We start from the raw sequence: 13678 nt of genomic DNA, 5'->3' as shown, positions 1-13678 counted from the left end.
TCCTTAGATACCCAGCTCGCTGCGCACGGCCGTCCAGTTGTCGCGCGTCATCAGCTTGCCGGTGGTCTGCGTGTCGGCGGCCGGCTGCTTGCCGTCGCGGATCCACTCGACGAGGTTCTCGGCGCTTTCCTTGCCGTGGTTCGTCGAGCTCACGGCGATCGTGCCGTAGAAGCCCGTAGGCTGCTTCTTCTGGAACTCGGCGAACGCTTCGCCTGCGCCGTTGATGCCCACGCCGATCACGTCAGCCGACGGAATGTGCAGCTGTTCGGTCGCGCGCACGGCGCCCAGCACGCTTTCCTCGTTGAGCGCGAACACCACCCACTTCTTGATGTTCGGATGCTGGGCGAGCACCGGCGACGCCGCATTGAAGCCACCTTCGTCGTCGGTGGTCTTTTGCGGGGCGTCGAAGATGTTTTCCTTCTTGAAGCCGCCGGCCAGCAGCGATTGCGTCGCGCCGTCCGTGCGCAGCTTCGCCGTGGGCAGTTCATAGTCGGTGATACGCAGTGCGCCCACTTCTTCCGGCTTCCAGCCGCGGCGCTTCATTTCGTCGGTGATCGCCTGGCCGACCTGATTGCCGATCTTGAGCGCCGACATACCGAGGTGCGGCACGCTGGCGATCGGCTTGCCCGACGAGTCGACGAGCTGGTCGTCCACCGTCACGAACTTCATGTTGTAGCGCTTGGCGCGCGCCTGGATCGCCGGCCCGAGACGCACGTCCGGCGCGCAGATCACGAAGCCCTGTGCGCCTTGCGCGCCGAGGTTGTCGATGGCGGCGAGCACCTTCTCGCCGTCCGGCGTGCCGATGTTCACCACCGAGAAGTTCTCCTTCTGGCCGAGCGCCGTGGCGGCCTTCTGCTCGTTGATGAACCATGCCTGTTCCGGCATCTTCACGAGGAAACCGATCTTCACGGGCGAGTCGGCGTGCGCCGCCACGTTCATGCCGAGCGGGGCAATGCACATCGCCGCGAATGCGGCACGAAGGGTCAAACGGCGGATCTTGCTGGTCATGCTCCTGTCTCCTCAGGTGTGGTGTGCTGCGTGTGTAATGCTTGAAAGAAGCGTCTTTAATGCCCGAAGGCCTCGACTTCGACGTGCCTGCCGAGCAGGAACGCGTCCGCCACGAGGCGCAGCGGGCGCACGTCCACGTCGTCGGTGCCGTGGGCGATCAACCAGTGAAAACGCTCATAGAGCGCCGCATATTCCCGTTCCGCGTCGAGCGCGACCGGCTCGCCCGCAATCGCGAGGCGCTTGCCGCCTTCCGCGATCGAGAGCAGGCCGTCCGTGGTCTCCACATCGATTTCCCATTGCTCGACCGGACCGTGGCGCCAGTCGAACTCGGCGCGCACGGGCACGCCATCGGTGTCGATGCAATCGAGTTCGGCTGCGATCGGCGTCGAGCAATCGCTCGGCACATGCAGCGTCGCGCCCTGCAGCAGCACTTCGCGCGGCAGGATGCGCGTGACGATGGAAAGCGCGTTGATGCCCGGATCGAACACGCCGAGGCCGCCCGGTTCCCAGATCCACGTCTGACCCGGATGCCAGCGGCGCACGTCTTCCTTCCAGCGCACGTGCACGGCGCGAATGGTGCGCTCGGCGAGCCACGCGCGCGCGGGTTCGACGGCGCTCGCGCAGCGCGAATGCCACGTGGTGAACAGCGTGCGGCCGCGCTTTTGCGCGAGTTCGCGCAGCGCCTCGACTTCGCTCACGCTCGCGCCAGGCGGCTTTTCGAGCATGACGTGCTTGCCCGCTTCGAGCGCGGCGCGCGCCTGCGCGTAGCGCACCTGCGGCGGCGCGCACAGCGACACGGCGTCGAGATCGGACTCGGCGGCCAGCAGCGCACCGATGTCCTTGTAGTTGCGCACGTTCTCGACCTGCGCGTTGCGGCTCGCGCTCGCGACGAGTTCGAAGCCGGGATTGCCCGCGATGGCGGGCAGATGCTGGTCGCGCGCAATCTTGCCCACGCCGACGATACCCAATGTATAGGACGCTTTCATGACGTATCTCCGTCCCTTCTTTTCAGGGAGATTTTTTATTCTGCATGACGAATTATTTATCTACCCCAGCGCAATACGAGCGGATCGAGGCGTCGCGCGATGTCGACCAGCTCGGCACGCGTCGCGGGATGCATCGCGGGCAACGGGTGGCGCGGCAGTTCACACTCGATTACGCCGCCTTCCTTCATCAGCGACTTGCAGGCGAGCATGCCCGCCTGGCGGTTTTCGTGATTGATGAGCGGCAGCCACTTCTGGTACAGCGCGAATGCGTCGTCGGTGCGGCCTTCGCGGTGGGCTACGATGATCGGGCGAATACCGTCCGGGAAGCCGCCGCCCGTCATCGAGCCGGTCGCGCCGGCGTTCAGGTCCGCGAGCAACGTAATGGCTTCTTCGCCGTCCCACGGGCCTTCGACGGCCTCGCCCGCCAGCTTGATCAGCTCGCGCAGCTTGTTTGCCGCGCCCGGCGTTTCGATCTTGAAGTACGAAACCTGCTCGATCTCGCGCGCCATGCGCGCGAGGAACGGGGCGGAGAGCACCGTGCCGCTCGCAGGCGCGTCCTGGATCATGATGGGAATGTCGATCGCATCGGACACGCGCGCGTAGAAGTCGTAAATCTGCTGCTCGGGCACGCGGAAGGTCGCGCCGTGGTACGGCGGCATGAGCATCACCATCGCCGCGCCCTGCTCCTGCGCGCGCTTGCTGCGTGCGGCGGCAACCGGCGTGCCGTAGTGCGTGGTCGTCACGATCACGGGCACGCGGCCTGCCACGTGCTCGAGCACGGTGCGCGTGATGACTTCGCGCTCGTCGTCGGAGAGCGAGAACTGCTCCGAGAAGTTCGCGAGAATGCACAGGCCGTCCGAGCCCGCGTCGATCATGAAATCGACGGCGCGCTTCTGGCTTGCCAGATCCAGTTCGCCCGTTTCGGTGAACGTGGTCGGCACGACGGGGAAAATGCCCCTGAATCGGGGCGTACGGCTCGTAGTCATGTCTTCAGTCCTGCTTGAGAAAGAGTGTCAGGCCGCGCCTTCACGATTCGCTCGCCAGCTCTCCCGTGCTGCGGCGAGGCGTGCGCAGCACCGCGCGCACGGCGAACGTCACAAGCACCGCGAACACCAGCGTGGCCGCGAGAAAGTAAAGCCCGGCCGCCAGGCTGCCCGTCGCGTCCTTGATGAGCCCGATGCCATAGGGGCCGAGATAGCCGCCGAGATTCGCGAGCGAGTTGATCGTCGCGATCCCCACGGCCGCGCTCGCGCCGGTGAGGAACTCGCCGGGCAGCGCCCAGACCACGGCCTGAATCGAGTAGATCGAAAAAGCGGTCAGGCAGATGAACAGCAGTTGCAGCGCCGGCGCGTGAAACCACGCGCTCGCGGCCATCGTCAGCGCCGCGACGCCCGAGACCACGACGATGTGGCCGTAGCGTTCGCGATGCTTGTCCGAATGGCGCGGCACGATCAGCAAGCCCGCTACCGCGAACAGATACGGCACCGCGGAAAGCAGGCCCGCCGTGGAATCGCTCACGCCGAACGCCTTGATAATGGTAGGCAACCAGAGCGACAAACCATAGATGCACAGCGGAAACGGCAGGAACAGCAGCGCAAGCAGCAGCACGCGGCGGTCCTTGAGCGCGCTGAATGGGTTGCGATGCGTGTCGAGGCGGTAGGTGCGCTGGTCGGCGGCGAGTTCGCGCGCGATCCAGCGGCGCTCAGTGTCGTCGAGCCAGCGTGCATGCGCGGGCGATTCGGGCAACAGACGCAGCGTGGGAATGCACAGCAGCACGGCAGGCAGGCCGCTCACGACGAAGAGCGTCTGCCAGCTCGACATGCCGAAAAAGCCGTGCGTTTCGAGCAGCGCGCCCGCGATCGGGCCCGTGACGATGCCGGCGATGGGCTGCGCGAGCACGAGCAGGCCGATCACGCGCGCGCGGTGGCGCATGGGGAACCACTGCGTGAGGAAATACAGAATGCCGGGATAGAGCCCGGCCTCCGCCGCGCCCAGCAGAAAGCGCAACGCGTAAAAGCTCTTCGGGCCGCTCACGAGCGCCATCAGCATCGTGATCACGCCCCACGTGAAGAGGATGCGCGCGAACCACACGCGCGCGCCGAAGCGCGCGAGCGCGAGATTGCTCGGCACTTCGCAGAGGAAATAACCGATGAAGAAGAGGCCCGCGCCCAGGCCGTAGGCGGCGTCGGACAGGCCCACGGCCGCGTTCATGTGCAGCTTCGCGAAGCCGACCACGGTGCGATCGACGTACGCCACCACATAGATCAGCGCGAGAAAAGGCAGCAGCCGGCGCGCGATATGGCCGACGATGTGCTTTTCCTCGCTGCTGGCGCTTACCAGTGCAGCGGGGCTTTCGTGTTGCAGCACCTGCGGGTTCGTCATCGTGTCTCCAGGCTCGTTTCTTCTCTTTTGCTGCGCTCAGGGCGCCGGCGCGCCCTGGCTCATTGCGTCAACCGCTCAGTGCGAATGCCGCGGCACCGCCGCCCCGCGCTTGCCCACGAGGAAGTCGAGGTCGCAACCCTCGTCGGCCTGCAGCACGTGATCGACGTAAAGGCGCGCATAACCGCCCTTGCCCAGCTGCTCCGCCACGCCGGGCGCGGCCGCCGGATCGACATCGCTCAGACGGCGCGCGAGTTCCTCGTCGCTGATGTCCAGATGCAGGCGGCCCGATTCGCAGTCCAGCTCGATCCAGTCGCCGTTGCGCACCGCCGCGAGCGGGCCGCCCGCCGCCGCTTCGGGCGCCACGTGCAGGACCACCGTGCCGTAAGCCGTGCCGCTCATGCGCGCATCGGAAATGCGCACCATGTCCTTCACGCCCTGGCGCAGCAGCTTGGGCGGCAGGCCCATGTTGCCGACCTCGGCCATGCCGGGGTAGCCGCGCGGGCCGCAGTTCTTCATCACGAGGATGGAGTCCTTGTCGACGTCGAGCGACTCGTCGGCGATCGTCGCCTTGTAGTGGTCGAAGTTTTCGAACACCACGGCGCGGCCCCGATGCTTGAGCAGCTCGGGCGTGGCCGCCGAAGGCTTGAGCACGGCGCCGCGCGGCGCGAGATTGCCGCGCAGGATACAGATGCCGCCGTCCGCGATCAATGGGTTGTCGAGTTGACGGATCACTTCATCGTTGTAATTGGGCGCCTCGCGCACGTTGTCCCAGATGGACTTGCCGTTGACCGTGAGCGCATTGGGATGCGGCAGGAGGTTCGCTTCGCCGAGCCGGCGCAGCACCGCCGGCAGGCCGCCCGCGTAATAGAACTCTTCCATCAGGAAGCGGCCCGACGGCTGCAGATCGACGATGGTCGGCGTGTTGCGGCCAATGCGCTGCCAGTCTTCCAGTTCGAGATCGACGCCGATGCGCCCGGCAATCGCCTTCAGGTGAATCACGGCGTTGGTCGAGCCGCCAATCGCGGCGTTGGTGCGGATGGCGTTCTCGAACGCTTCACGCGTGAGGACCTTCGAGAGCTTCAGGTCTTCCAGCGCCATCTGCACGATGCGGATGCCCGACATGTGCGCGAGCACGTAGCGGCGCGAATCGACGGCGGGAATCGCGGCGTTGTGCGGCAGCGAAACGCCGAGCGATTCGGCCATGCAGGCCATCGTCGAGGCAGTGCCCATGGTGTTGCAGGTGCCCGCCGAGCGCGACATGCCCGCTTCGGCCGAAAGGAACTGATGCAGGTTGATCTCGCCCGCCTTCAGTTCCTCGTGCAGCCTCCAGACGACCGTGCCGGAGCCGATGTCACGGCCTTCGTGCTTGCCGTTGAGCATCGGGCCGCCGGTCACGACGATGGCGGGCACGTCCACGCTCGCCGCGCCCATCAGCAGCGCGGGCGTGGTCTTGTCGCAGCCGCACAGCAGCACGACGGCGTCGATGGGGTTGCCGCGAATCGCCTCTTCCACGTCCATGGAGGCGAGATTGCGCGTGAGCATGGCCGAGGGACGCAGGTTCGATTCGCCGTTCGAGAACACCGGGAATTCGACGGGGAAGCCGCCCGCTTCATAAATGCCGCGCTTCACGTGCTCGGCGAGCTTGCGGAAATGCGCATTGCAGGGCGTGAGTTCCGACCAGGTGTTGCAGATGCCGATGATCGGGCGACCATCGAATTCGTGATCGGGAATGCCTTGATTCTTCATCCAGCTTCGGTACATGAAGCCGTTCTTGTCCGTGGTGCCGAACCACTGTTGGGAGCGCAGTTTGGGTTTGGTATCCGACATCGTGTTCGTTGTGTAGAGCGAGTAGTTCGCCGAGTGCTTCGAGCGATGGATTCGGGACAGTCTACGGAGAAGTCTGATAACCTCCTAATGAAATAATGGACGCTTCCGATATCGAAATCGGCATTGGTATAAACACCTAAAACTATTTGGGAAATCAGGCGGAGACATGCTCGATACGAGCCCCTGGTACGTGCGCACGCGGCTGAAAACGCGGCAATTGCTCCTCGTCGTGGCGCTGGCGGAGGAAGGTAACATTCACCGCGCGGCGGCGGCGCTGAACATGACGCAGCCCGCCGCCTCGAAGCTCCTGCGCGAGCTCGAAGACATGCTCGGCGCGGTGCTGTTCGAACGCATGCCGCGCGGCATGCGGCCCACGCTGTACGGCGACGCGCTGATCCGCCACGCGCGCGCCGTGCTCGGCAGCCTGGACCAGGCGCAGGAGGAACTGAGCGCGCTCAAGGCCGGGCGCCTTGGCCACGTGGCGGTGGGCGCGATCACCTCGCCGGGCGTGCGCGTGCTGCCGGCGGCCGTTGCGGCGGTCAAGCGCACGCATGCGAACCTGCGCGTCTCCGTGGAGATCGACGCCAGCAACGTGCTGCTCGAACACCTGGCGCAAGACAAGCTCGACGTGGTGCTGGGCCGCCTGTCCGCCGAGCACGACAAGCTCCAGTTGCGTTACGAACCGCTCGCGGGCGAGCCCGTGTGCGCCGTGGTCCGGCCGGGGCACCCCATGCTCGTGGCGGCGCAGGACGAAGCCCGACCGATCGCGCTCGCCGACATCGCGCGCGCCACGTGGGTCGTGCCGCCCGTTGGCAGCGTGCTGCGCCACCGCTTCGAGCTGATGTTCCAGCGCGCGAGCCTCGCGCCCCCATCGAACGTGGTCGAGACACCCGCGCTGCTGTTCATCACGCGCGTGCTGGAGCAAAGCGACATGATCGCCGTGCTCACCGAGGACGTGGCGCGCTACTACGCGGCGCACGGCATGGTCGCGATCCTGCCCGTGCCGATGGATTGCCAGATGGACGACTTCGGCATCATCACGCGCGCGGACGGCCTCCTCACGCCCGCGGCGAGCGTGATGATCGAGGCGTTGCGGCAGGTGAGCGCCGACATCTACGGGACACACGGCCGCGAGCAAGGCGCGCGATAATCGTGCGACGAAACCCGCGCGAGAGGACCGAACCATGCCCGCCAGCCATCCCGCCGCTCCCGACAGCACCGCCATTCGCGTCGCGCTGTGGCGCGCGCTGCACGTCCAGGTCGACGATGCGCCCCACGTGCTCGAAGACGAAACCGGCATGCAGATCGCCGCACCGGAGTCGAACTGGCGCGAGCGGCCCGATATGCACCCTGAAGGGACGCGCGGTTATCGTGCCTCGATCGTCGGGCGCGCGCGCTTTGTCGAAGACCTTGTCGCCGAACAGACCGCTAACGGGCTCGCCCGCCAGTACGTGCTTCTCGGCGCGGGACTCGACACGTTCGCCCAGCGCCACCCCGAAATCGCCTCGCGCCTGCACGTGTACGAAGTGGACAGGCCGGGCACGCAGACATGGAAGCGTCAGCGGCTCATGGAGCTGGGGTATCGCGAGCAGGCGTGGCTGCGCTTCGTGCCGGTGGATTTCGAAGCCGGCGAGACGTGGTGGGAGCGGCTCGCCGCGGCTGGGTTCGATGCCGCGAGTCCCGCGGTGATCGCCTCGACGGGCGTTTCCATGTATCTCACGCGCGAGGCGAACCTCGCGACGCTGCGGCAGATCGCGCAACTCGCACCGGGCTCGACGCTCGTCATGACCTTCCTCCTGCCGCTCGAACTCATCGACGAGCCCGAGCGCTCGCAGCATGCCGCCGTGTATGAACGCGCGAAGGCGGCGGGTACGCCGTTCGTGAGCTTTTTCGCGCCCGATGAGATGCTTGCGCTGGCAAGCGAGGCCGGGTTGCGCAATGCGCGTCATGTTTCGACCGCGGATCTCACCGCGCGTTACTTCGCAGGACGAAGCGATGGGCTGAGGCCGGCTAGCGGGGAGTCGATTCTGGTGGCGACGGTTTGAGGCGGGGTTGTCGTGGTCTGTGCGGGGGAAAGCTGAGTTTCTGCGCACATTCTGGCCCACTTGCCACCTTCTGCACGGTTTAGGTAGTCAACCGTCGATACGCGCTCAAATGACGAACCAAACCCTGCGGGTCGCCACGTCTTTCGAGCAGCATGGCCAGGTTGTGGTGAGCGTCCGCGTACGTCGGGTCGAGTTCGAGGCAGCGCATATAGCTTCGCTCGGCGTCTTCGAAGCGTCCCAGCTCCTCGAACGCAATCGCGCGATTGAAGTGCAACACGGCATCGTCGGGAAAGTGAGCCAACGCCTCATCGAATACATGCAGCGCATCTTCGCACCGGGATTCGAGTTCACACAGCAGCGCGCCCAGGTCAACGTAGGCAGGATAAAAAGGTTGCGGCGATAGCGCGATAGCCTTCTTGTACGCCCGTTCAGCGCCGTTTACATCGGATGCTCTCAACTGTTCGCCCAGGTCGTACCACTCCTGCGCCTGATGCGCGAGATTCTTTTGCGCAGGCGCCGAGTCGAGAAACACGACATCGCCCTTGATCTGCGCCACTTCGAAATCCAGCAGGAACTGACCGGTGGCGGCATCCCACTGCGAAGGACCCGTTCGCACGGCCACATCGTTGCCGACTGCCGATACGCGAATCCCCGTAAGCGGTAACCGATCGGGCAACTCGTCTCTGAGCCGCGTGAGCGCCATGATGATCTTGCGCGGTGGAATACGCGCATCGCGCAGCTGCAACGCCGTACGCAGCAGCACGACGTCCTGGAACGTGAAGCGGTAGGCGTTTCGCGGTCCGCGTGACGGGTTCACGAATCCTGCAGCAATGAGGCCCGATACCACCCTCCGGGAAACGCCCAGCATGGCCTGCAACTCGCGCATCGAAATTTCGCGCGCGGCGACTTGTGGCGTCACTTGCGTGCCCGCACCCTGGCAGGCGCTTCGGCGGGCGCCTTGGCGGCACGCGCCGGCGGCTTGCGCGTCCTGGGCGCGACAGGCAGTTCGGTAACGGGCTCGGCGCTCTTGCTACGCTTGGGCGCCGGAGCGGTCTTCGCTTTCGCGCCACCCTTCAAACTCGCCCGCAATGCATCCATCAGGTCGATAACCTGTCCGCCACCCGCAAGCTCTTCGCGAGCCTCGTGAACGACGACCTGCTTGCCTGCGATCTTTTCGTCGATGGCTGCGAGGATGCGCTTCTTCTCTTCGTCTTCGTACGCAGTCGGGTCGTAATTGTCCTCGGAGCCCTGCTCGATAATCTGCAGCGCGAGTTTCATCTCGGTATCGGATACGTCGACATGTTCGACATGGAGGTCAGCCAGCGAGCGAACCTCGTCGGCGTACAGCAATTGCTGAAAGACGAGTCCATCTTCTTCGGGGCGCACCTGCACGATCCGCGTCCGTCCTTTCGACGCCCATTTCGCCAATGCGCAGCGGCCACTCTGCACGAGCGCCTGCTGCAAGAGGCTATACGGCTTGCCGCCGCGCTTGTCGGGTGCAATGTAGTAGGCCTTGTCGTAGAAGACCGGGTTGATCGCCTCTTCCGGGATGAAGGCCATGATTTCGACGACATGGCTCGCAGCGTCTTCCAGCGCCTTTAGCTCGTCGGTGGTGAAGACCACGAAGCGGTCCTTTTCGAATTCGTAGCCCTTGCTCATGCTCGAGCGCTCGACGACATCGCCCGTCTTCTCGGAGACGTATTGCTGCTTCACGCGCGAGCCGTCGGGCGCCAGCATGTGGAACCGGATGTCGGACGAACTCTCGGTAGCGGTATAGAGCTTCACCGGAATCGAAACGAGCCCGAAGGACAGCGTCAGGGAAGCAATTGAGCGGGCGGGCATGGACTTCTCCTCGCGGATTTGCAGGTTCGGCACGTCGCTCACGCAAAGCGCGTGCCGCCGCCGACCGGCGGTCGTTTCATTTTAGGCGCTTTATCGCCGGTGCCAACGATTGCGACCCCGACCAGTAATCGGCCCACGGGTCCTGCTGCTGGAAGCTCAGATACTCGCGGGCCGTTTGTACGGTCCACTGCGCCCCGCTCTTGAGGTCATTCAACTGCTCCCAGGCGACCGGCATCGAGACGCCCATCCCGGGTCGCGCACGCGCGGAAAATGCCGCAGCGGTGGTCTGTGCCTTGCCGTTGCGCAAGTAGTCGACATAGACCTTTCCGACCCGGTTCGAAGCCCCGGCGGTCGCCGAAAAGCGCTCGGGAATCGTCTTCGCCAGATGCCGCACGAATGCCTGCGAGAACGACTTGACCGCATCGTAGTCCAGCCGCGGCGCGAGCGGCACGACGACGTGCAAGCCTTTCCCGCCGCTCGTCTTCAGCCAGGCTTGCAGCCCCACTTCCGACAACAACGTTTGAACCAGCAGCGCCGCTTCCTGAACGCGTCCCCATTTCACGCCCTCGCCTGGGTCCAGGTCGAAGATGACCCTGTCGGGCTTGTCGAGTCGTCGAACGGTCGAATTCCAGGTGTGAAACTCGACGGCGTTCATCTGTGCCGCCGACAGCAGCGCATCGACCGTGTCGACGCTCAAGAGGGGCGGATGATTCGGCCAGAGACTGCGGTCGTGAGCCGTCAATCCGGGCATGCCTGTTCTCTCGGCATGCTTCTGAAAGAACAGGTCTTCGGCGATGCCTGCGGGCGCGCGAACCATCGCAATGGGCCGGGCTTTCAGGTGAGGCAGCATCCGCTCCGCGATACTCGCGTAGTAGCGCACGAGGTCCGCCTTCGTGACACCCGTCGATGGGTCGACGACGCGTTCCGGATGCGTGATTTTCAGCTTCAGTTGCGGCTCCGGCGCCTGCGTCTTCCCCCCCTCCCGGACGACGCCGCCTGGCGGCTTGTCGATGCGCAGACCTCTGAACGAGGCCTGCCGGATGACGCCATCGGCGGTCCAGTCCGCGAATTCGACCTCTGCGACGAGTTCAGGGCGAACCCACCGCTCACTGCCGGCCGAGCGCCGGGCCCACCGGCGCGACCTCGCGACGTCGACTTCAAAGGGTGCCGCATCGACTTCGAGCGGCGTCAGCCGCGCCCACAGGTCCCGCGCGATCCTGGCGTCCCAGCCGGTGCCGACGCTTCCAGCGTCGCGAAGCCTGCCGTCTGCGTAATAGCCAAGCAACAGGCTGCCAATCTCCCCGTCTTTACCGCCTCGGGCCGTGAACCCGCAGATGACCAGTTCCTGCCGGAGCCGGGATTTTGCCTTGAGCCACGTCTGGGTCCGCCCCGACTCATAAGGCGCGTCGCGGCGCTTGAGCATGAGGCCTTCCAGGCCCAGGCCCGAGGCGGCCTCGAACAGTTGGGTCGGGGGCGCCTCGAAGTCCTCGCTGAACCGGATGTGCTCACCGGCATCGTGAAGAAGCTGCGCGAGCAGCATGCGCCTCGACCACAGCGGCACCTTCCTGAGGTCTTTCCCGTCGAGGTACACCAGGTCGAACAGGAAGTAGACGATGTCTTGATTCGCGTTGCCGTCTATCGCATCTTGCAACGCAGCGAAACTGGGAAGGCCGTTTTTGAGGACGGTGATTTCGCCATCCAGCCACGCGCTGTTGAGCCCAAGCGCCTCGACCTCTGCTGCAAGCGCGGGAAACCTCACTGTCCAGTCATGACCGCCTCGTGTGATGAGTCGCACACGGCCTTTGGCGACGCGGGACAGCATGCGATAGCCGTCGAGCTTGGCTTCCGTTACCCAATCACCGCTTGTGGGAAGTGATGGCGCCAGGGTCGCGAGTTGGGGCTCGAGCCTGGCAGGCAACGGAGCAGACACCGCCGCGCAAAGGTCGATCTCCGACGATTCGCTGCGCGCAGGCCTCGCTGCCCGCGGCGCACGTTCCTCGATGAGCCCGAGCGGCTTCGCCGTCACGCTATCGGGAAGCGCCTTGATGACATCGTATTCGGCAAGCGGCTGCGCCCAGGCATCGCGCTTCTTGAACAGCATCCACTGGTCTTGCCTGTCGCCCGGCTTCGATATGCGGACCAGCTCCCAGAGTCCGGCAAGTTTTTCGCCGTGGAGACGGAAGACCAGCTTGCCCGCAGTCATCCCCTCACGCGGATCACCGACGGGTTCCCAGGTGCCACGGTCCCAGACGATCACGTCGCCAGCGCCGTATTGCTTTGCCGGAATCGTGCCTTCAAAACCCGCGTAGTCGGCAGGATGGTCCTCCACGTGAATGGCCATCCGTTTTTCCTTCGGGTCGTAACACGGACCTTTGGGTACGGCCCATGAGAGCAATACCCCGTCGAGTTCGAGCCTGAAGTCGTAGTGCAGCCGGCTCGCCCAGTGCTTCTGCACGACGAAGCCCAGATGTCCATTTTCAACGGGCGAGCTGGCAGCCGGCGGCGCCGGTTCAGGCGTGACACTGAAATCCCGCTTTTTTCCGTAGCGGGAAAGCGGCGGTGATGACGGATTGCGGTCGCGGGTCGAGGCCATGACGATAGTCTAGGAAGAACTCTCGCCTGGTGCGTCGCAAGTGGAACGCGTGGCGCGAGCGCGCCTGCCTCACGTGTCCTGCGCTGCGGTCGCCGGACGCCGATTCCAGACCCAGCACAAAACCGGCGCCCCCAAATACGAGGCGGGAGCCGGCATTTCGCCGCTCCCGCCAGATCACTTCGTTGTGCTCACAAGCACCGCGCAAGAAGCCGCGGCAATGCTCAGCTCATGTGCAGGCCGCCGTTGAGCGAGAAGTCCGCGCCGGTCGAGAAACCTGCTTCGTCGGACGCGAGCCACGCCACGATCGAGGCAATTTCCTGCGGCTCGCCGAGGCGCCGCACCGGAATGCTGTCGACGATCTTCGAGAGCACTTCGGGCTTCACCGCCTTCACCATGTCCGTGCCGATATAGCCGGGAGAAACGGTGTTGACCGTCACGCCCTTGGTCGCCACTTCCTGCGCGAGCGCCATGGTGAAGCCGTGAATGCCGGCCTTGGCTGTAGAGTAATTCGTCTGACCGAACTGGCCTTTCTGCCCGTTGACCGACGAAATATTGATCACCCGCCCAAAGCCCCGCTCGATCATGCCGTCGATCACCTGCTTGGTCACGTTGAAGAGGCTCGTGAGATTGGTGTCGATCACCGCGATCCAGTCTTCGTGCGTCATCTTGCGGAACACGACGTCGCGCGTGATGCCGGCGTTGTTGACCAGGATGTCGATCTCGCCGACGTCCTTCTTCACCTTCTCGAACGCGGCAGCCGTGGAGTCCCAGTCGGCCACGTTGCCTTCGGACGCGACGAACTCGTAGCCCAGCGCCTTCTGCTCGTCGAGCCAGCGCGCCTTGCGCTGCGAGTTCGGGCCGCAGCCCGCGACCACCGTGTAGCCATCCTTGTGCAGACGCTGGCAGATGGCCGTTCCGATGCCGCCCATGCCGCCGGTCACGTAGGCAATACGCTTTGCCATAGATCCTCCTTTTGCTTTAGGGGGTAGGTGAGT

At 64.9% G+C, this 13678-nt stretch carries 11 protein-coding genes; 2 read left to right on the top strand and 9 right to left on the bottom strand.

Annotated features, from left to right (window positions below; genetic code table 11):
• Window positions 1–3: 3 nt before the first annotated feature.
• The 5 genes from ACOJB8_RS22300 to ACOJB8_RS22280 form a co-directional block, all read right to left on the bottom strand.
• Window positions 4–1008, bottom strand: a complete 1005-nt coding sequence (locus ACOJB8_RS22300; RefSeq protein ID WP_069265832.1) for an arabinose ABC transporter substrate-binding protein — start codon at window positions 1006–1008, stop codon at window positions 4–6.
• Between the two features lie 56 nt (window positions 1009–1064).
• Window positions 1065–1994 (bottom strand): Gfo/Idh/MocA family protein, encoded by a 930-nt coding sequence (locus ACOJB8_RS22295; RefSeq protein WP_475014237.1) that lies wholly within the window; start codon window positions 1992–1994, stop codon window positions 1065–1067.
• Window positions 1995–2050: 56 nt separating this feature from the next.
• Window positions 2051–2980: a dihydrodipicolinate synthase family protein gene (locus ACOJB8_RS22290; RefSeq protein WP_475014235.1), complete on the bottom strand. Its 930-nt coding sequence runs from the start codon at window positions 2978–2980 to the stop codon at window positions 2051–2053.
• A 40-nt stretch (window positions 2981–3020) separates the two neighbouring features.
• Window positions 3021–4376: an MFS transporter gene (locus ACOJB8_RS22285; RefSeq protein ID WP_475014233.1), complete on the bottom strand. Its 1356-nt coding sequence runs from the start codon at window positions 4374–4376 to the stop codon at window positions 3021–3023.
• A 75-nt stretch (window positions 4377–4451) separates the two neighbouring features.
• Window positions 4452–6203: an IlvD/Edd family dehydratase gene (locus ACOJB8_RS22280; RefSeq protein WP_069265828.1), complete on the bottom strand. Its 1752-nt coding sequence runs from the start codon at window positions 6201–6203 to the stop codon at window positions 4452–4454.
• 166 nt (window positions 6204–6369) lie between these two features.
• On the opposite strand from ACOJB8_RS22280, the gene ACOJB8_RS22275 reads away from it, so the two are divergent.
• Together ACOJB8_RS22275 and ACOJB8_RS22270 are read left to right on the top strand one after the other, a co-directional pair.
• Window positions 6370–7353 carry a LysR substrate-binding domain-containing protein gene (locus tag ACOJB8_RS22275; RefSeq protein WP_368727029.1) on the top strand — a complete coding sequence of 328 codons (984 nt, stop codon included), beginning with the start codon at window positions 6370–6372 and terminating at the stop codon, window positions 7351–7353.
• Between the two features lie 34 nt (window positions 7354–7387).
• Window positions 7388–8248, top strand: a complete 861-nt coding sequence (locus tag ACOJB8_RS22270; RefSeq protein WP_475014231.1) for a class I SAM-dependent methyltransferase — start codon at window positions 7388–7390, stop codon at window positions 8246–8248.
• A 79-nt stretch (window positions 8249–8327) separates the two neighbouring features.
• On the opposite strand, the gene ACOJB8_RS22265 is transcribed toward ACOJB8_RS22270, so the two are convergent.
• From ACOJB8_RS22265 to ACOJB8_RS22250, 4 genes are all read right to left on the bottom strand, one after another.
• A complete protein-coding gene (locus tag ACOJB8_RS22265) occupies window positions 8328–9134 on the bottom strand; it encodes a tetratricopeptide repeat protein (protein WP_475014335.1) in 807 nt (268 codons plus the stop codon).
• Between the two features lie 29 nt (window positions 9135–9163).
• On the bottom strand, window positions 9164–10090 hold the full coding sequence (ku, locus tag ACOJB8_RS22260) for a non-homologous end joining protein Ku (protein ID WP_475014332.1): 927 nt from the start codon (window positions 10088–10090) through the stop codon (window positions 9164–9166).
• A gap of 76 nt (window positions 10091–10166) precedes the next feature.
• Window positions 10167–12683, bottom strand: coding sequence for a DNA ligase D (ligD, locus tag ACOJB8_RS22255; RefSeq protein ID WP_475014229.1), 2517 nt, complete (start codon window positions 12681–12683; stop codon window positions 10167–10169).
• A gap of 221 nt (window positions 12684–12904) precedes the next feature.
• A complete protein-coding gene (locus ACOJB8_RS22250; RefSeq protein WP_069265823.1) occupies window positions 12905–13645 on the bottom strand; it encodes a 3-ketoacyl-ACP reductase in 741 nt (246 codons plus the stop codon).
• Window positions 13646–13678: the final 33 nt, after the last annotated feature.

The sequence above is a fragment of the Paraburkholderia sp. BR10141 genome (genome assembly GCF_056155635.1).
The sequence above is the reverse complement of the archived record's forward strand: the minus strand, read 5'-3'. Positions and strand labels throughout refer to the sequence as shown.

Bases quoted from the DNA above. Each gene is read 5' to 3' on its own strand.
- ACOJB8_RS22250 (WP_069265823.1), bottom strand. From the start codon at position 13,645: ATGGCAAAGCGTATTGCCTACGTGACCGGCGGCATGGGCGGCATCGGA.
- ACOJB8_RS22290 (WP_475014235.1), bottom strand. From the start codon at position 2,980: ATGACTACGAGCCGTACGCCCCGATTCAGGGGCATTTTCCCCGTCGTG.
- ACOJB8_RS22265 (WP_475014335.1), bottom strand. From the start codon at position 9,134: ATGCGCGAGTTGCAGGCCATGCTGGGCGTTTCCCGGAGGGTGGTATCG.
- ACOJB8_RS22300 (WP_069265832.1), bottom strand. From the start codon at position 1,008: ATGACCAGCAAGATCCGCCGTTTGACCCTTCGTGCCGCATTCGCGGCG.
- ligD (WP_475014229.1), bottom strand. From the start codon at position 12,683: ATGGCCTCGACCCGCGACCGCAATCCGTCATCACCGCCGCTTTCCCGC.
- ACOJB8_RS22280 (WP_069265828.1), bottom strand. From the start codon at position 6,203: ATGTCGGATACCAAACCCAAACTGCGCTCCCAACAGTGGTTCGGCACC.
- ACOJB8_RS22275 (WP_368727029.1), top strand. From the start codon at position 6,370: ATGCTCGATACGAGCCCCTGGTACGTGCGCACGCGGCTGAAAACGCGG.
- ACOJB8_RS22295 (WP_475014237.1), bottom strand. From the start codon at position 1,994: ATGAAAGCGTCCTATACATTGGGTATCGTCGGCGTGGGCAAGATTGCG.
- ku (WP_475014332.1), bottom strand. From the start codon at position 10,090: ATGCCCGCCCGCTCAATTGCTTCCCTGACGCTGTCCTTCGGGCTCGTT.
- ACOJB8_RS22285 (WP_475014233.1), bottom strand. From the start codon at position 4,376: ATGACGAACCCGCAGGTGCTGCAACACGAAAGCCCCGCTGCACTGGTA.
- ACOJB8_RS22270 (WP_475014231.1), top strand. From the start codon at position 7,388: ATGCCCGCCAGCCATCCCGCCGCTCCCGACAGCACCGCCATTCGCGTC.